The sequence below is a fragment of the Arboricoccus pini genome (genome assembly GCF_900187945.1).
Taxonomy (GTDB): domain Bacteria; phylum Pseudomonadota; class Alphaproteobacteria; order Geminicoccales; family Geminicoccaceae; genus Arboricoccus; species Arboricoccus pini.
In genome coordinates this window covers 50213-67117 of record NZ_FYEH01000015.1, presented here as the reverse complement: position 1 = coordinate 67117, position 16905 = coordinate 50213, and the positions used below count along the sequence as shown (strand labels likewise).

Annotated in this window: 13 protein-coding genes; 2 read left to right on the top strand and 11 right to left on the bottom strand. The window is 63.6% G+C overall.

Annotation, left to right across the window (positions count from 1 at the left end; all coding sequences use genetic code 11):
• The first annotated feature begins 758 nt into the window (after positions 1–758).
• Complete coding sequence (locus CFB17_RS16330; protein ID WP_088562644.1) at positions 759–2048, top strand: aminotransferase-like domain-containing protein; 1290 nt, start codon at positions 759–761, stop codon at positions 2046–2048.
• 533 nt (positions 2049–2581) lie between these two features.
• Here the strand turns inward: CFB17_RS16330 and CFB17_RS16325 are convergent.
• From CFB17_RS16325 to CFB17_RS16300, 6 genes are all read right to left on the bottom strand, one after another.
• On the bottom strand, positions 2582–2812 hold the full coding sequence (locus CFB17_RS16325; RefSeq protein WP_088562643.1) for a hypothetical protein: 231 nt from the start codon (positions 2810–2812) through the stop codon (positions 2582–2584).
• A gap of 94 nt (positions 2813–2906) precedes the next feature.
• Complete coding sequence (locus CFB17_RS16320) at positions 2907–5258, bottom strand: penicillin acylase family protein (protein WP_088562642.1); 2352 nt, start codon at positions 5256–5258, stop codon at positions 2907–2909.
• A 17-nt stretch (positions 5259–5275) separates the two neighbouring features.
• Positions 5276–7327 carry an ATP-dependent helicase gene (locus CFB17_RS16315; RefSeq protein ID WP_088562670.1) on the bottom strand — a complete coding sequence of 684 codons (2052 nt, stop codon included), beginning with the start codon at positions 7325–7327 and terminating at the stop codon, positions 5276–5278.
• 4 nt (positions 7328–7331) lie between these two features.
• Positions 7332–8318 (bottom strand): phosphoribosylaminoimidazolesuccinocarboxamide synthase, encoded by a 987-nt coding sequence (locus CFB17_RS16310; RefSeq protein ID WP_088562641.1) that lies wholly within the window; start codon positions 8316–8318, stop codon positions 7332–7334.
• A gap of 91 nt (positions 8319–8409) precedes the next feature.
• Positions 8410–10515: a putative Ig domain-containing protein gene (locus CFB17_RS16305; RefSeq protein WP_165769660.1), complete on the bottom strand. Its 2106-nt coding sequence runs from the start codon at positions 10513–10515 to the stop codon at positions 8410–8412.
• A gap of 596 nt (positions 10516–11111) precedes the next feature.
• Positions 11112–12068: an aliphatic sulfonate ABC transporter substrate-binding protein gene (locus CFB17_RS16300; protein WP_088562639.1), complete on the bottom strand. Its 957-nt coding sequence runs from the start codon at positions 12066–12068 to the stop codon at positions 11112–11114.
• Between the two features lie 263 nt (positions 12069–12331).
• Between CFB17_RS16300 and CFB17_RS16295 the strand changes: the two genes are divergently transcribed.
• Complete coding sequence (locus CFB17_RS16295; protein WP_088562638.1) at positions 12332–13303, top strand: alpha/beta hydrolase; 972 nt, start codon at positions 12332–12334, stop codon at positions 13301–13303.
• A 259-nt stretch (positions 13304–13562) separates the two neighbouring features.
• Here the strand turns inward: CFB17_RS16295 and CFB17_RS19300 are convergent, their stop codons facing one another.
• From CFB17_RS19300 to CFB17_RS16270, 5 genes are all read right to left on the bottom strand, one after another.
• Entirely contained in the window at positions 13563–13772 is a 210-nt protein-coding gene (locus tag CFB17_RS19300) for a hypothetical protein (RefSeq protein WP_088562637.1), read from the bottom strand.
• Positions 13773–14044: 272 nt separating this feature from the next.
• Entirely contained in the window at positions 14045–15271 is a 1227-nt protein-coding gene (locus CFB17_RS16285) for an amidohydrolase family protein (RefSeq protein ID WP_088562636.1), read from the bottom strand.
• Between the two features lie 14 nt (positions 15272–15285).
• On the bottom strand, positions 15286–15987 hold the full coding sequence (locus CFB17_RS16280) for an SDR family oxidoreductase (protein ID WP_088562669.1): 702 nt from the start codon (positions 15985–15987) through the stop codon (positions 15286–15288).
• Positions 15988–16128: 141 nt separating this feature from the next.
• Positions 16129–16599 carry a PIN domain-containing protein gene (locus CFB17_RS16275; RefSeq protein ID WP_088562635.1) on the bottom strand — a complete coding sequence of 157 codons (471 nt, stop codon included), beginning with the start codon at positions 16597–16599 and terminating at the stop codon, positions 16129–16131.
• A complete protein-coding gene (locus CFB17_RS16270; RefSeq protein ID WP_207762140.1) occupies positions 16589–16840 on the bottom strand; it encodes a type II toxin-antitoxin system Phd/YefM family antitoxin in 252 nt (83 codons plus the stop codon). The genes CFB17_RS16275 and CFB17_RS16270 overlap by 11 nt, the downstream gene beginning before the upstream one ends.
• Positions 16841–16905 lie beyond the last annotated feature (65 nt).

Sequence of the window (16905 nt, the reverse complement as noted above, 5' to 3'; positions counted from 1 at the left end):
GAAGCTCCTACCTAGCAATCATGCCGCCTTCTATCCAGGGGCCAGCCTCGCCCTGGCACTATGTCGAAATTCCCTCCGGGGATTCCGCTTCGGGCTAGCAGATCTGAAACGCCGTCGGTGACATGTCGGATTTCCAAACAACCCCTGGTTGTGAGGATGCCATCGACCCACCGCGCGAGTCCGAAGATCGTCATCGGGCTTCTTCAAGGCCTCTTTCGAGTCCGCTCGAGCGCCCGCCAGTTCCCTTTGAAAGAAACAACCAGGCCCATCGCAAGCGCGAGATCGTTAAACATTTGTTCGGATAATCGAGTCACAATAATGGTTGCTGGCTTGTGGTCTGACGGCATCAGCATCTTCGCATTGAATCACAGGCCCCCTCACTTTGTTGGCGGGAAGCGCAACGATCATCCCGCCTCCTTCTGCTGAAGCGATCTCTGCGGGACAAAAGAATCGTGCAAGACGTGCCCTCACACAAAGGCTTGCCGTCTGCCCATCGGCGGGCCTATAGCCATTCCAAGGCCTCGACAGCGGTCGTCGCGACTGCATGTCCCGTTGCCGTTTTTAGATAGCGCAAAGACGCCTAGTACCTGAAATGTCTAAGTTTTTTGAGATTAGCAACGTACGCGTAATCCCCTGCTTCGGCGGGCTGGGATCACCGGCGCTCTGCGCTTAGACGTCTTGATCCCCAGCCCCGCCGGCGACGGTTGGGGCCATCTTGATGATGCTCCTCCGCCCAGGCCCGTTTTCCAGGAGGAAGCATGAACCCGAATGACGATCGTGAATCACAGCAGGGCGATGCGGCCCGCAACGAGGCGCTTTGGCAGCAACGCTTCGGCGAGCGCTCGGAGCGCATGCGGGCCTCGGAGATCCGCGAGCTTTTGAAGCTTCTCGACCAGCCCGACGTCATCTCCTTCGCCGGCGGCATCCCGGATGCGGCCCTTTTCCCCCAGGCCGAGATCGCCTCGGCCTACCAGGCGATCCTGGCCGGTCCGGATGCCGGAGCCGCCCTCCAATATTCGGTGAGCGAAGGCTACCGGCCGCTACGCGAATGGATCGTTCGCCACATGCGGGCCCTGGGCGTCCCCTGCGGGATCGACAATATCGTCATCACCTCGGGCTCGCAGCAGGCGCTCGACTTCATCGCCAAACTGTTTTTGATGCAAGGTGACACCGCCCTTGTCACCTGGCCCACCTATCTGGGCGCCCTTCAGGCTCTCAATCCCTACGAGCCGCGGTACGACAAGCTGCCGATCGACAGCAACGAACCAGCATCGGCCTTGGCGGCCGCGGTCATCGACCGCGCCAGAGCCGCGGGCAGCCGACCGCGCCTTGCCTATCTCGTGCCCGATGTCTCCAACCCGACGGGCCGCACGCTCGACCGCGCCGGCAGGGAGCGGCTCCTCGATCTCATCGATGCTCTTGACATCCCTCTCATTGAGGATGCCGCCTATCAGGCGCTGCGCTTCGAGGGCACGCACGAACCCTCGCTCCTGGCCCTCGAAATCGCTCGTCGCGGCGATATCGAACAGACCCGCACACTCTATTGTGGCACGTTCTCAAAAACACTGGTGCCAGGCCTGCGCGTCGGGTGGATCTGCGCCGCCGCGCCCGTCGTCAGCAAGATCGTGCTGATCAAGCAGGCAGGCGACCTGCACAGCGCCACCATTAACCAGATGGTCACACACCGCCTGGCGGAATCCGTCTATGCCGCCCAGGTCGAGAAAGCCTGCGCCGCCTACGGCACCCGCCGCGACGCGATGCTGGACGCGCTTGGGCGCCACATGCCGAAGGGCGTAGAATGGACGGTGCCTGAAGGTGGCATGTTCATCTGGCTTACCTTGCCGCCGCATCTGGACGCCACCATCCTCCTGGCCGAGGCGGTGACAAGCGAGCGCATCGCTTATGTGCCGGGCGGCGCCTTCTTTCCTGACGGCTCTGGCCGGAACACGGCAAGGCTGAGCTTTTCTTCCGCCAGTCCGGCACGCATCGAGGAAGGCATCAGCCGGCTGGGCCGGCTGATCGCCGGCAAGATAGCTAAGGCCGCCTGAAGCTGAGGTCGGCTCGGTAGGGTGGAACCGGCTGGCGATTGACATCCCACGACATGGCATCGGGACGTCGTAGCCGGCCGGTTTCGCCGATGCGGAGTAAGGCTGGCACGCCAATCGCCGGGCGAGAGCCCAGCGCCGCGTCCAGGCAGACGAGCCCGCTCAAGCCCACCGGCAAGCAAGAAGAATACCGCCGGGATCGGCGTTACGCCGAAACAAAGTCCGTGCTCGCCAAAGACCGGCTGCCGTAAGCATCAATCAGCTGATCCAGATGGGCTTAGACGCCGGCCTGCTCCTGCAAGTCCAGACAGCCGTCGCTGATCGTTCAGCTCGAGCGCGTCGCCCGAAAGCCGGCCCTATATTGAATGAACCACCGCCACCGCAAAATGCAGCATTAAACTTCCCGAGCGCGCGGTCAGGCTGACCTCGCCAAACAGGGTGTCCAGGTCAGGCGAATAAGACGCGGTTGCCGGCGCCCCGGTGCGGACGCTGGTGATGGTGAGATTGAAGCCGAAGTCCGGATCGAGGATCGAATGCTACCCGTTCAATGCCGAATCGCTCCTACCGAGTTCGCTGGTCGTGAAGCTTCCCGTGATCCAGATCGTATCCGACAATGGCGCATCGTCAGCAAAACCGGTTGTGGCCGGAAGGACATGTTCAACCTTGTAGATGGCAAGCTGGCCGCCGACACGCCAGGAGCAGGAGTCGCCGCGAACGAGATGCTCGCCACCTTCATGGCCACGCCCGGTGACGCAAGAGATTGTCATTACTCTTCGTTAAGGCCCTCAAGGTGTGCAAGTTTCTCGACGCTTGGCGAATCCGGGCCCTGTAGCGGGCGACAGACGCTGCGATAAGCGTGCCTCAAGTCGCGGGCTTGGGTCGAAGCTCGACCACGTGCTCGGCCGCGCGGTCGATCTCGGCTTGGGAATAGAGGAGCGGCACGTAGCGACCCTCGGCCCAAAGCGCGGCCAGATCGTCATAATGCGGCGAGCGCGGATCGCCCGATTGGCCGGGCGCGTTGATCGCGAAGCTCGAGTCCCAGTGGCCAACATCCAGCACCATGCGGAAGGTAGCGCCGACATTCGTTCTGAAGCTGCCCGGATCGTAGCCGGCATTCATGACGGTGCTGTTGCTGCCACCAAGCTCCAGCGGACCGACATCCCGACCGGGCGAACCCGGCAAGCAGGATTGCGGGTGGATGAAATGGGCATGGTGCAGGCGCCCCCAGCTCCAAAAGGCCGGATCGGGTCCAAGCCTTGCGGCGCAATCCTCCCAGGCTTGTTCGAGGCTGGCCGTCAGGACCGGGTGCAACGCTTCCCTGGCCATGGCTTCGAGATGGACGAGGAGCGGCTCGTTATCGAGCGGCGTCAATTTCGCCCGAACGGCGGGATCGGCGACGAGGCCCGCGAGCAAAGCAGGCTTTAAATGCCGCATCCACCAGATCTCGAAGAGAAGCGCTGGCGCGCTCGCTTTCAGCAGGCGGCCGTCCCAGTCGGCCAGCAGCGCTTGCGCGCGCGTAGCCGTCGCCGACCAGTCGCCGTGCTCCTGGGCCAGGAGCACGGCCTGCACCCGCAGCGCCGGCAGCGAGGTCACGTCGTTCTGCAAGCGCATGGCGGCCTCGATGCCGTGCGGCGCCTGATCGGCCAGATGGCGGCTGATCACGACGGCGCGCGAGGCCTCCAGCCACTCATATCCCAGATGGCGCTCGAGATTCGGATCGCCCGGCGGCAGGTTCATCTCATTGGCGCTGAAGACGAAGCCCTCCGGCGGATCGATCGCACGCGGCAGATCGGCCGTGGTCCAAAACCCATGCCACTCATAGCGCCCATCGCCCGGCACTGGCAGCAGCCCGTCGAAGTTCCGCCTCCTAGGCACCTTGCCGGCCGTGATCCGGGCAATCCTGCCGGATGTATCGGCATAGACCTGGTTGACGGTGGGGGAAGCCCAACTGGCCAGTGCTGCCTCGAAGCCCTCGACGCTGGCACAATCCATATAGGCAAGGCTGCCGAGATAGGGGGCCGTACCCGGCTCCTGCCAGACCGTGCGGAGTGCGAAGGCGTGCGTGGCCGTGGCGTGGATCAAGGGACCATGGCGTGTGAAGCTGAGCGTGACCGGTTGCGGGGAGGCATCTTTGACGGGGATCGTCTCCTCGACCGTCTGGAATGGCTCATAGCCGTCGCCGTAGCGATAGAGCCGGGGATCGGAGGGATGCCGCTCGCAGACATAGAGATCCTCCTGATCGGCCGGGAAGATGGTGAGGCTGAAGGCCGCCTTGCCATTATGACCGAGCGACAGGCCGGGCAGCGCCGGCTCCCCTGCCCCGATCAGGTCCAGATCGGGGCAGGTCAGATGGGCGATGTAGCGCAAGGAGGGCAGCAGATGCGCCCGGTGCGGGTCGCTGGCCAGGATCGGCCGGCCGGTCGTCGTCCGCGAAGGCGCCACAGCCCAGTTATTGGACCCCTCGCGCCCCTCGAACGGCGATAGGGCGGAAGCCTCGGCCACCACCTCACCCTGCGCGTTGACCTTGGACCAGAGTGGCGCTTCAGCGAGCGAGGCGGCCAAGCGGTCGGGCCGAAACGTGACCGGTGCTGTCGCCAGGAGAAACATGTCCTCCACGCCTGCCGGGATGAGCGCGGGATCGAGCCCGTCCGGCAATGCCAGCACATGCGGTGGGGCGATGTCCTTGCGATAAATATCGGCCGCGAGGGCGCCTGCCGCAGCGACCCTGGCGCGCGCCACCTCCGCCAGCATGTTGCGTGCCAGCGCGTGGCTGCGGATGCGGACGACGTCTTCCGCCGCGAACCGTCCAGGCTTCGTTCCGAACGCCGCGAACTCGGGGGGCAGCCAGGACGGATCGGCTTGCGTCAACTCGATGAAGGCGTTGATGCCGCTGACGAACGCCTGGACGATGGCGCGCGTATTCGGAGTGCCATAGGCAGCCCATTCGGCCGTCATGTCGCCGCGATAGAGAAAGAGCCGGGCGGCCTGATCCTGCATGAGGTAGCCCGGGCCGAAATCCGACGCCAGCAGGCCAAGGCCGCGTTTGCGCCAAAGGTCGAGCTGCCAGAGCCGGTCGCGGGCGGCATTGAAGCCCTGGACGAGGAAGAGGTCGGCACGGCTCTCCGCCCGCAGATGCGGGATGCCGCTCGTGTCGACGACGATCTCCGCCGCCGCCTTCAAGCCCTCGAGCTCGATGCGCGTCCTTTGCACCATGGAATAGCCCTTTCTTTCTACTCCGCCCACATCCGCCGCAGATCGGCCTTCACGTCCAGCCGCGGCAAGGCGGACGCCGGCGCGTCGGCGCCGCGCCATGGATGTTCGTTGCGACGGGTGAAAAAGCGAAGCAGGCGATCGGGGATGAAGCGGGTGCGGATGGCCCGCACATGCCGGTCGCCGCGCGCCGCCTGCTGCAGGATGAAGAAGCGCTCAGGCTGCAGCAGCTCGAGCTCGTCCTTGGCACGGGTCATGGCGACATAGAAAAGCCGCCGCTCCTCCTCGATGTCGGCAGCACTGCCGACCGCCAGGTCGGAGGGGATGCAGCCATCGACGCAATTGAGGACGAAAACGGAGCGCCATTCCTGGCCCTTGGCCGAATGGATCGTCGAGAGGACGAGTTGCTCCTCGTCGAGCGAGGGCGGCCCCGCCTGGTCGCCCGTCAGCTCCGGCGGGTCCAGAACCATCTCGGCCAGGAAGGCCTCGGCATCAGCATGTCGTTCCGCCAGGGCGGCCAGCTGGTCCAGGTCCTGGACCCGGCTTTGGCCGCCCTCATAGAGCTCCGGCAGGCGTGGCTCCAGGAAATCGCGCAGGCGGACGAGATCGCCCGGCCAAGCGGGGTCTTGGACCAGATCGGCCATCATGCCGACGAACCCTGGCCAGTGCGGCCGTGCCGCCGGTGGCACGACAATGCTGGCGAGGCTGGCGGGATCGCCCTTGACCTCCAGCGCCGTCATCAGTCGCTTTGCCGTACCCGGACCGATGCCCGGCAGGAGCTGGAGGGAGCGCATCCCGGCGACGCGGTCCTTGAGGTTACGCGACCAACGCAGCAGCGCCAGAAGGTCCTTGACGTGGGCTGCATCCAGGAAGCGCAGGCCGCCCCATTTGACGAAGGGAATACCGCGCCGGGTGAGCTCGAGCTCCAGGGCAGCACTGTGCTGGCCGGTTCGAAAGAGCACGGCCTGATCGTTGAGGCGCGTGCCGGCCTCGCGGTTCTCGAGGATGCGTCGGACGACATAGAGGGCCTGGGCGATGTCGTCGCGCAAAAGGGCGATGACGGGTTTGACACCGCCCGGTCGCACGGCCTCGAGCGCCTTGGCGAAGCCTTCGTGTCTAAGCCCGATGACTGCGCCAGCCGCATCCAGGATCGGCTGTGTCGAGCGATAGTTCGCGCTCAGCGCCAGGATGGCCGCGGGCGGGACGAACGCCTTGGGAAAATCCAGGATGTTGCGCACGCTGGCACCGCGAAAGCTGTAGATCGCCTGCGCATCGTCGCCTACCGCCGTGACACCGGCACCATCCGGCTTGAGTGCCAGAAGGATGCGTTGCTGCACGGGATTGGTGTCCTGGTACTCATCGACCAGCACATGGTCGAAGCGGTTCCCCACATGGGCCGCCAGAGCCGGTTCCTGCATCAGCCGCTCCCACCAGAGGAGCAGGTCGTCGAGATCGAGGGCGGCCTGGTGCTGCTTGGCCTCAACATAGGCGCCAAAGAGCCGCTTGAGCTGGGCTTCCCATTCAGCACACCAGGGAAAACGCTGGGCTAGCAATTCCGCCAACGGCAGGACGCCATTCACCGCGGCCGAGTAGATCTGCAGGCATGTGGCCTTCCTCGGAAACCGCCGCATGTCGCCGACTAAGTCCAGATCGGCGCGCACAAGGTCCAAAAGATCGGCCGCATCGGCCCGGTCCAAGACGCTGACCCCCCCCTCCAGGCCCGCCTGTGCCGCATAGATCGACAAAACGCGTCGGCCCGTGGCGTGGAAGGTACCGGCCCATTCCAGGCCCCTGCCCGCATCGCCTGCCGCTTGATCGAGAATGGCCGCGACCCGCCGGCGCATCTCGTCGGCCGCCCGGCGGCTGAAGGTCAAGAGCAGAATGCGGCCTGGATCGGCACCGTGCATGACCAATCGCGCCACGCGGTGGGCCAACGTGGTCGTCTTGCCCGTACCGGCACCGGCGATGACGAGGAGCGGCGGGGCCGGTGCGGCGCCCGCAGGGATACCGAACGTCACGGCTTCCCGTTGGCCGGGATTGAGGTCCGCGAGGTATCGATCGGAGGCCTGCATCTCCTTAGCTGGCACCTTCCAGATAGCCGGCAAGGCTGGCCTTGATCCGCTCCAAGGGCGGAATGTGCGGATCGGGCAAGGTCAAGGCGTGGCCGGTTATGGTCGCGTGGGCCTCGAGATAGACACTGGCCGTGGCCAGTACCATGCTCTCCGGGATCGCCGGGATCGGGTCCTTGTAGGGATCGCAGCGCTCGGCCACCCAGCTGCGGACGACGTCCTTGTCGAAGCTCTCGGGCGGCAGCCCTTGCTCGAAACGCGCCGCGTAGCTGGCCTGGCGCCAATACCGGCTGCTGTCGGGCGTGTGAATCTCGTCGGCCAGATAGATCTTGCCCGCCTCGTCGACGCCGAACTCATATTTGGTATCGGCGAGAATGAGGCCTTTCGCCGCCGCCATCTCCTGACCCCGGGCGAAGAGGGCAAGGGCATAGGCGCTGACCTGCTCCCACTGAGCCTGGGTGAGCAGGCCCGCCTTCAAGATATCGTCGGCCGAGAGCGGCTCGTCGTGGCCGCCATCCATGGCCTTGCTCGTCGGCGTGATGAGCGGCGTGGGCAGGATTTCGTTGGGCCGCATGCCATCGGGCAGCCGTGCCCCGTACATCAGCCGCTGGCCCTGCTTATAGAGCGTGAGGATCGAGGTGCCGGTCGTCCCCGCGAGATAGCCCCGCACGACCATCTCGACCGGCAAAATCGTCAGCCGCTTGCCCACGACGACGTTCGGGTCGGGATAGGCTAGGACGTGGTTGGGACAGATATCGGCCGTCCGCTCGAACCAGAAGCGTGCCGTCTGCGTGAGAACCATGCCTTTTAAGGGAATGGCCGTCAAAATGCGGTCGAAGGCGCTCAGCCGATCCGAGGCAATCAGGATACGGCGTCCGTCGGCCAGGTCGTAATTGTCCCTGACCTTGCCGCGATAATGGCCGGGCAGGCTGGGTAGGCTCGCCTCGTGCAAGACATAATTCGCGTAGTCGCGAAGCGATCCGATCTCGACCATCCGGGCTCCCCTGGTGGGCATTTTGGCCGCAAGCGGCCGGGAGCCCAGTCTAGGAGGAAGCTAGGATGCTGTCAGGCCCGGCCGGCCCTTCTCAGGCGATCGTCGCGTAATGGAGGAGTTCAAGGGCATGCAGGCCGCCGTTCGAATCCTTGAGAATGAGTGTTAGCGTGTCCGTGCTCGCATCGGCGATCACATGGCTTGGATCGTCGGTCTCGAGAAAATGGACCAGCGTGCCGAGACCGCTCAGACTGTCGATATTGGCGGAAAGCCCGACCGCCTTTTGCAAGCTCACGCCGCTGGAATCGACGAAGTAGGAAAGCTGCAGCCGGTCGCCCTCGGCGAAATCAAGGTCGGCAATGCGGGCATGCTGCACGACAAGGAAACCTTCGACACTCTCGACGGGCCCGGTGGATTCCTTGCCGCGGAAGATGAAAGTATCGGCGCCGGCACCGCCGGTGAGCAGATCGAAGCCTCCCCCGCCGCCGGCCAGCGTGTCGTCGCCGCCCTGCCCGAAGAGCCGGTCCGCGCCAGCATCGCCGCGCAAGGTGTCGTTGCCGGCTCCCCCATAGAGATCGTCGGCATCGCCGCCGCCGTTGATCAGATCATTACCCGCGTGACCATAGACGATATCGGCGCCGCTCGAAGCATTGATCGTGTCGCTGTTGTCGCCGCCAGCAATGACGTCGGCCGCTTTGGTGCCGATGATAGTGCCATCACCGGTAATCGTCGGCGTCTGCTCGTGGTCCTGGCTCGTGACCGAGAGCTGGAAAACGAGGCTGGACGCGCCGCCGTAATGGTCGCTGGCCGTCAGGAGGATCGACCATTTGCCGGTCTGCGTCGCCACGCCGCTCAACGTCCAGGTATCGGGATCGAACGTCAGCCACGAAGGCAGCGCGCTCCCATTGGCCAGGGTCGCGTTCAAGAGCACCGTGTCGCCGTTGGCATCGCTGATCATGTCCGAGGTGAACGACAAGGTCAGGTCATCACCGACCACGACCTGCTGCGGGTTGACCCCCTCGATGGTTGGCGCCGCATTAGCGCCGTTGGGCTCGAGTTGGACGATCAAGGCGTCTTGGTTGACGAGAAGATCGAGATGGTCGACGTCATGATAGGTCGCAATTGCCCCGGTGCCGAGTTGAGGATCGAAGACCTCGACCACCCGGAAATAGCTGCCGAGGGCCAGATCGATCGCGGTACTCGTTGTTGCGATCGGGACCAGATTGACCTCGTCCCAGATATCCTGCTCGTACCAAAGCGCGATGTCGAAGGTCCCGTCGGATTTCTCGAACAGATAGGAATGGCCATAGCTGTTCCAGCCCGTCACGTCATAGTCGAGCGTGTCGACCGCGAAAGTCGTGGCGGAGGCGCCGGTGTCGCTCAGGATGGTTGTGAAATTATGGAGCGCTACCGCCGCCTGCTTGGGGTTATTATCGGCGTCGAACAGGCCAAAATGCTTCTCGATGTCGGTGCCGGTCGTATCGGTATAGGCGTCCAAAAGCTGATAGAGGAAGGTCGTGCTCACACCCTGCGAGACAGCGTCCAGCAGATAATTGATCGTGTAGATGGATTGGGTCGTCGCGTCGACGCCGCCCCAGCCTTGGCCGGGCAGCGTATAGTAGCCTCCCTCGGTGATTACCATCGGGCGGTCCGGCTGAGCCGCCAAGGTCGTCTCGATGGCAAGCCCGAGGCGATCTTGCGGCTGGTTGCCGTTGCGCGGGTAGATGTGGGCGTTGCTGGCGTCGGCGAAGTCGGTCCCGCCGGTGATGCCGGTCAGATCCCAGGTGGCGATCCCCTCCAGCGTGGTGCTGGTGTGCACATAATCGTAGATGTCGCTTTGCAACGCCAGGGCGGCTGCCTGGCCGGTTAGCCCATCATAGCTTACCGGATTCTTGTCGACCTCGTTCGCCCCCTCGATCGCCACGACCGAGCCCGGATGCGCCGCGACGAAATTCTCGATCAACGTCATCGTGCCGGCGAAGTCGCTTGCCGCAGCGGAGGCGTTCAAATCGAACCGGATACCGGCGTCGGCCAGATAGCCGTAATTCTTGCCACCACCGCCATTTGTATTGGGATTGGGCACACGGTCCCTGACAAGCGTGATTCCAAGATAACCAAGATCAGCGATAACCGAGTCGTAATTCTTATAGTCGCCGTCAGTATATGAAAGATGAATATTTATACCAATGTTATCAATCATATCGCGAGCGCGCGTCGCAGAATCTGCTGACATATTTATAATAGGCTCCGCTGTTCACGGCCATATTCGACCGATGCCATCGGCAGCTATAACCCAACTGTTGGTTGATGGGCTCTTATTTTATTGTGTGCACTTGGTGACGCGGCTGAATATGCAGCGACCAACGGCCGGCAAGGTGGCGCCGCTACTATCGAGAGGCTGCTTGTACCTATGCGCGGACAGATGGGAACGCTTTACAAGGTGGCTTGCTTTGACAAAGCCGCCCGCGGGAAGGAGGGATCCTCCCCCTTTTCGCGTGTATAGCCGATGGCGGGCGCGGCGCAGACTGCTTCCAACCTTGGCGGTAAATCGCGTATAGGTTGAAAATCCACCACTAGGCCGGAGCTAGGAAAACGGCCGCCATGACACATTGAAGAATCGTCTGGCCAAACGTTGCTCAGCGACCGGCACGCCCGCGGCAAATAGGCAGACAGCGTGCCCTGGGGCCGAACAGTACGAAACCACAGCCCCTTCCTCGATGAGAAGCCTATCTCGCGCGTTCAGTCATTCGAGGAAAGTTCAGATTTACCGCCAAGGAGCTGGCCGGCGAGTTGATCTCAGGATGGCCGCCAGATCGGCACGGCGCTGGTATTGAGCGACGTCGGGATCAGTCCGGCATCGTGGAAGACATCCGCCAGCTTCTGCTGGCTCTCGAGATCGACCGCCGTCACCGGTGCCACATCGTAACTCCGCCTACTGTTCACCTTGGCGATCACCGGCACTGGCACGTCGCCCCAAACGGGAGCCAGCAGGGAGGCCGCTTCAGCCGGGTGGGCGCGCATCCAGGCCCCGGCCTCAGCCAAGGCGCCAAAGACGGCCTTGACGATTTCCGGATTCCGGCTGGCGAAATCGGTCCCCACCATATAGTAGCGGGTATAGTCGGTAAGCCCGTCGGCACCATCGGCCAGAATCCGCACTGGCGATCGCGCCTCGGCGATCGCCAGGAACGGGTCCCAGATCGACCAGGCGTCGATGCTGCCGTTCTGAAACGCGGCCGATGCATCGGGCGCCTGCAGATAGGCGATCGTAACGTCTTTGACCGACAGGCCGGCCTTGCCCAGGGCAGCGATCAGAAGATAATGCGCGCCGGAACCCTTCTGCACGGCAATCGTGCGCCCCGCGAGATCGCTCACGGCCTTGATCGGTGAACTGGCGGGCACGATGATCGCTTCCGCGTGCGGCGAAGGCAGCTCTTTGGCATAATAGGTGAGCTCGGCGCCGGCCGCCTGCGTGAAGATGGGCACGGCATCGGCACAATCTGCATGGAAGTCGACGACCCCGGCGTTCATCGGCTCCATGACGCTGGTGAACTCGGAAAAGACAGGCTCGCAGCCAAGCGGCGAGAGGCTGGCAGCCAGCCTGCCATTCGACTTTAGGACGAGCAGGAGGGCTGAAGATTTCTGATAGCTGAAGCGAACGGAGGTGGCCGCGCGAGCCCGGCTTCGAGCGGACATCCCGGCTACGCTGAGAGTGGCTCCGGCGCTAAGGAGAAAACGACGCGACATGACGGACATGGAAGATCCAAGGACTGCTGATGGGGCCATCAAAGCCACTAATAAGAAAGCGCTGCCCTGTAAATCAGCGGCGCTCATGCCGGTCCGCGCGCGGAGCGGGTGAATCGATAGACTTGTTGGTGGAAGGCCCTGCCGGTATCGATAGCGACGGAGGTAGGCCATTGCCGACGAGGCCCTTGCATGACGTTGCCCCTCTCGGCCGAGAGTTCCTCCTTTCAGGTTCCAAGCGGGGCATCCTCACCCGTGCCAACGGAGGTCGAACGATGAGCAAGATCCCGACACTCGATCTCGACGCCGCACCCAATGCTGAAACCGCAGCGCTCATCCGCCATTTGGCACGCGAAGAAGGCCGGTTGGCGGACTGGCTCACGCTTGACGCGCCAGCAGGCCGCGCCCTTGCCGAAGAGACCAATCGGCGCTGGAACGTCGATCTGCCGCCGCTGGCGCTGGTCCGTCATCTCAAGATACAGGCCAATGACGAGTTGGGCACGCCGACCTTGGCGGCCCGCCTATTCGCACCCGCGAATGCCCATGGCGTTCTCCTCTATGTTCATGGCGGTGGCTGGGCCTTTTGCAGCCTTGCCACACATGAGCGCGCCATGCGCCTTCTGGCATTGGCGTCGGGGATGGCGGTTGTCGGCGTCGCCTATCGACTGGCACCGGAACACCCCTTCCCAGTCCCGCTTCTGGATACGGTCGCGGCGTGGCGCGCGCTCTCCGACGGTCAAATCGTCGGGGGTGGCCCTTATGCGATCGGCGGCGATTCCGCCGGGGCGAACCTGGCGCTCGCCGCCATGCTGCATGAGCAGCGCGAAGGGCGCGTGCTGCCTCGGCTGGCCCTCCTTTATTATGGCGTCTATGCCAATGACCACTCGACCCCCTCGCATCGCGCTTATGGTAGGGGCTTCGGCCTGACCACGCAGGGCATGGAGCGGTACTGGGCCTGGTACATCCCGGATGCCAGCAACCGTGCCAATCCCCTGGCGAGCCCGCTGCTTGCTGAGGATGCGGCGCTGGCCGGACTGCCGCCGCTGTGGCTGAACGCAGCCGGCCTGGACCCGCTCGCCAGCGACAGTCTTTTGCTAGCGGCTCGACTTCGAGACCTCGGCCGTGACGATCCGATCGTCCTGCACGCGGGCGTGCTGCACGGCTTCATGCAGCAAGCAACGGTGGTGACCGAAGGCAGGCAGGCCTTTCAAATGTCGGGCGACTGGGCCAGGGAAATTCTGGCTTAGCCGAACTGACCGCTGCGATCGTACCCGGAATTACGGCGCGCCGGAAGCTGCGGGGTCATACATCGACGCTGAGAGGCTGATCGCGCGATCCTGACAGCGGGGGCGCCGTCGATCCTCCTGACCCGGCCCCGCGCCAAGCTGCATCGGAACGTATCGCCTGCCCCGTCTGCCAGTTTCGATCGGCGCTCGCTCCGTTCGAAACTGGCATAGCAGAACTTCCGCTCCCAACCACCAGCGTAGAGATCATCCCCGATGGCACTCAGGGGAGCATGCCTGCCTCGGCAAGAATCCCGCCGTCATCTTTCAGTCCGATAAAGGCGGGTGTCCGCATAGCATCCGTGGTCGCCCCGGACACACGGCCAGGCAGATGGTCGAAGCAGGTGCGCACGTCACGCATCCCGACATCGCACGGTCCTACTTGTGAAACGCGGCCGCCCTCAATCGACGGATCGCCGGTGGCGGCGGCCATGGACCTCTCTCTATCACGGCATCGGCCGACGCCTATTTCCGCACCGGGAAATCTGCCGGACTTATCATATGCCGCATCGCTGATGCTGGGTCGGCATCTCCTCGCATTCGCAAGCAGAACCTTCATCCGGCGCTAAAAAACGCGGCGTGACATGACAATCGTGGCCCGGCCCCGATAGACGATCAACGGTTACGCGAGATGAGCAGCATTTCGGGAGATGATTGTGGCAAGGCTCTCACCCCCAGGGGTGGCCGGTCGTAGCTCCCCGGCGGTCAAGCTTCGCCCGAACGATCGACCAGATAGCCATCCCGAGCAACGAGCCGACCGGCCCGATACACGTCCTGCCGTGGCGGGCAACTGGCCACAGCCTCGGCACCATGCGATGCCTTGAGTGTGACGAAATCGGCGCGCGCACCGACGCGCAGGCCGTAATCGTCCAATCCCAGCGCCTCGGCGGCGGCATCGGTCGCAAGATCGAGGGCAACCTCGAGCTCGTCGTCTGTGTAGAAGCCCGAACGATAGCCGATCATGTTGGCCCGTCGGAGCATGTCGCCATCGCCGTAGGGCCACCAAGCATCCCTGATATTGTCGTTGCCACTAAAGACTGTGACGCCTTCCTGGCGCAACGGAAGAACCGGCGGAAAGGGATGATTGCCGGGCGCGTTGGTCATGATCGCCACGCCAGCTTCCGCCAGTTGGGCGGCCGTGCGTCGCATCGTCCCCTCATCCACTTCACCCAAGGCGTAGGCATGACTCACCGCGACCTTGCCCTGCATGCCGAGAGCCCGCGTCCGCTCGGCGATTTGCTCGAGCTCGAAGATCCCGAGCCGGGTAGCGTCGTGTAGATGAATATCAACACCCACCCCGCGGCGCTCGGCGATGCCGAAAACAACATCCAGATGTCGCTCGACATCGCGATCGAAGCTGGCAGGGTCGAGCCCGCCTACGAGGTCCGCTCCCTCGACAATGGCGGCATCCAGGAGTTCCTCCGTCCCCGGTGCCGCCAGGATGCCGCTTTGTGGAAAGGCAACGATCTGGATCTCGACCAGGGAGGCAAAGGTTTCGCGAGCTGCCAGCACTGTCTCCAGATGCCTAAGCCCGACGTCGACATCGATGTCGACATGGCTGCGCATCCGCGTCGTGCCCTGGGCTATGCAAAGACGGAGCAATGCCGCCGCCCGCTCATGCATGGGCGCCGCACTGGTAAAAAGCTCCTTTTCGATCGCCACGCGCTCACGCACGTCGAAGCCATCGGCGCAGGCACGATGCGGCTTCCAGACATCGCCGACGAAAGATTTGTCCAGATGGATGTGGCCATCGACCAGACCTGGCAGCACCAGCCTGCCGCCGAGATCGACGATCTGAGCCACGGCCTCCTCGGGAATGGCGGCGCCCGGGGTGATGGACTTGAATCGTCCGTCCTGAACCGACAGCGTCGCCTGGCTGCCATCGGCCAGTCGGGCATTCCTATAGACGCATGCGCCCTCCGGCTTCTCCATCCGTTCCTCGCCCGTCAGCTGATGTTGAAGCCGCCATCCACGGAGAGCATGACGCCGTTGATCATGGCGGCACGCTCGCTCAAAAGAAAGGCGATCGCCTCGGCCACCTCGATGGGCTCGGCGAAGCGGTTCAGCGGGATGCGCTGTAGCATCGGTGTGGCCTTGGTCGCATCGCTCCACGCCTTGGCGCCCATGGGCGTCAGGGTCACGGTTGGCAGGACGGCATTGGTGCGGATGCCATACGGGCCCAGTTCCTTAGCCATCACCATGGTAAGCGAATCGAGCGCGCCCTTCGACGTGCAATAGGACGTGTGATCGACGATGCCTACCATCGAGGCCTGGCTGGAAACGTTGACAATGGCGCCTTTCTGCCCCCGATCGACAAGGCCGCGGGCGACGATCTGGCTGGTAATCAGCGCCGCACGGACATTGACCGCCATGACGCGGTCGAAATTCTCGATTGTGGTATCCAGGAACGGCGTAAGATCGGTGATGCCGGCACAGTTCACCAACAGGTCGATCGTGCCCGCTTCATGCGTGGCCGCCTTGGTGGCCTCGGCATCCTCGAGATCGACGGCGAATGTCTCGCAATCGATCGCTGCCTTGAGCGCCTCAAGATCACCAGCCGAACGCGTGAGGGCGATAACCTTGGCCCCTCGCCCGGCCAGCAATTCAGCCGTCGCGCGTCCGATCCCTTTACCAGCGCCTGTCACCATGACGCGCTTGCCGCTGAATTCGCCGTTGATCAAAGCCCTAGCCCCTGTCGATCATATTTGGACGGAAGGCGGCTATCGGCCGGGCCTTCCCTCGTGGATTCTGAGCCTAGGCGGTTTCTTCGCCGGCGAATACGGGCATGCTCACGCATGGCGCGCCAGGTCGAGAATCTGGCTCGCCGCCCGGCTCAGTCCGACGGGACCGAAGGGATTGACGATGCGCACCCCTTCCAGTCTGGTGCCATCGGTCAGGTCCTCGGTAAGGATCGTAGTGCATCCCCCCTCCCCCGCTGTGGCTACAAGGAGGGCGTCCCAATAGGAGGCAGGGCCGCCGCGGACGCAACCGAGTGCGCGGCGCACGGTATCGTCACTGGCCAGTAGGCAGGGGAAAAGCTCCAGCCAGTCCTCCGCCTGGGCAGCGGCCTCGTCGACAGACATGCCGCATTTGCGCGTTGCGGCAGCGCAGAACTCAGAGACGACCTGAAGGGTCAGGTGGCAGTCCTGCGTGATCGCGGCCTCGACGATACAAACGGCCTGCTCGTGCCTCAGCCCCGCCGTCCGGTCGATGCTGTAGACAAGAATATTGGTATCGAGCGTGAAGCGCTCAGCGCTCATGCAGCGACGCCCGATCGAAAGTCGTGTCGACCGAACCGGCGCGGCTAGCCGTCATCCTCGCGCGGGTCCGTGCAAGCGCCTCTTGTTGACGCGGCGTCAGCATGCGACGGACGCCCATCGGCACCAGGCGGGCTACGGCGTTGCCATTGCGCGTGATGACGAATTCCGTACCGGATTCGACTTCGCGGACGCATTTGGCGAATGACTGATTGGCGTCGCGTAGCGATATGGTCTTGCTCATGCGATAGCGCTCCGCTTCCGGACTCATGTAGCACGAACCGTGCTACAGGTCGAAGAACTTAGCCG

What these genes read in the sequence shown, in the direction of transcription:
- CFB17_RS16315 (WP_088562670.1), bottom strand. Translation starts at nt 7,327, where the DNA reads ATGCAGGCCTCCGATCGATACCTCGCGGACCTCAATCCCGGCCAACGG.
- CFB17_RS16330 (WP_088562644.1), top strand. Translation starts at nt 759, where the DNA reads ATGAACCCGAATGACGATCGTGAATCACAGCAGGGCGATGCGGCCCGC.
- CFB17_RS16325 (WP_088562643.1), bottom strand. Translation starts at nt 2,812, where the DNA reads ATGACAATCTCTTGCGTCACCGGGCGTGGCCATGAAGGTGGCGAGCAT.
- CFB17_RS16300 (WP_088562639.1), bottom strand. Translation starts at nt 12,068, where the DNA reads ATGTCCGTCATGTCGCGTCGTTTTCTCCTTAGCGCCGGAGCCACTCTC.
- CFB17_RS16310 (WP_088562641.1), bottom strand. Translation starts at nt 8,318, where the DNA reads ATGGTCGAGATCGGATCGCTTCGCGACTACGCGAATTATGTCTTGCAC.
- CFB17_RS16270 (WP_207762140.1), bottom strand. Translation starts at nt 16,840, where the DNA reads ATGAGCAAGACCATATCGCTACGCGACGCCAATCAGTCATTCGCCAAA.
- CFB17_RS16275 (WP_088562635.1), bottom strand. Translation starts at nt 16,599, where the DNA reads ATGAGCGCTGAGCGCTTCACGCTCGATACCAATATTCTTGTCTACAGC.
- CFB17_RS16280 (WP_088562669.1), bottom strand. Translation starts at nt 15,987, where the DNA reads ATGGTGACAGGCGCTGGTAAAGGGATCGGACGCGCGACGGCTGAATTG.
- CFB17_RS16285 (WP_088562636.1), bottom strand. Translation starts at nt 15,271, where the DNA reads ATGGAGAAGCCGGAGGGCGCATGCGTCTATAGGAATGCCCGACTGGCC.
- CFB17_RS16320 (WP_088562642.1), bottom strand. Translation starts at nt 5,258, where the DNA reads ATGGTGCAAAGGACGCGCATCGAGCTCGAGGGCTTGAAGGCGGCGGCG.
- CFB17_RS16295 (WP_088562638.1), top strand. Translation starts at nt 12,332, where the DNA reads ATGAGCAAGATCCCGACACTCGATCTCGACGCCGCACCCAATGCTGAA.
- CFB17_RS16305 (WP_165769660.1), bottom strand. Translation starts at nt 10,515, where the DNA reads ATGATTGATAACATTGGTATAAATATTCATCTTTCATATACTGACGGC.
- CFB17_RS19300 (WP_088562637.1), bottom strand. Translation starts at nt 13,772, where the DNA reads ATGGCCGCCGCCACCGGCGATCCGTCGATTGAGGGCGGCCGCGTTTCA.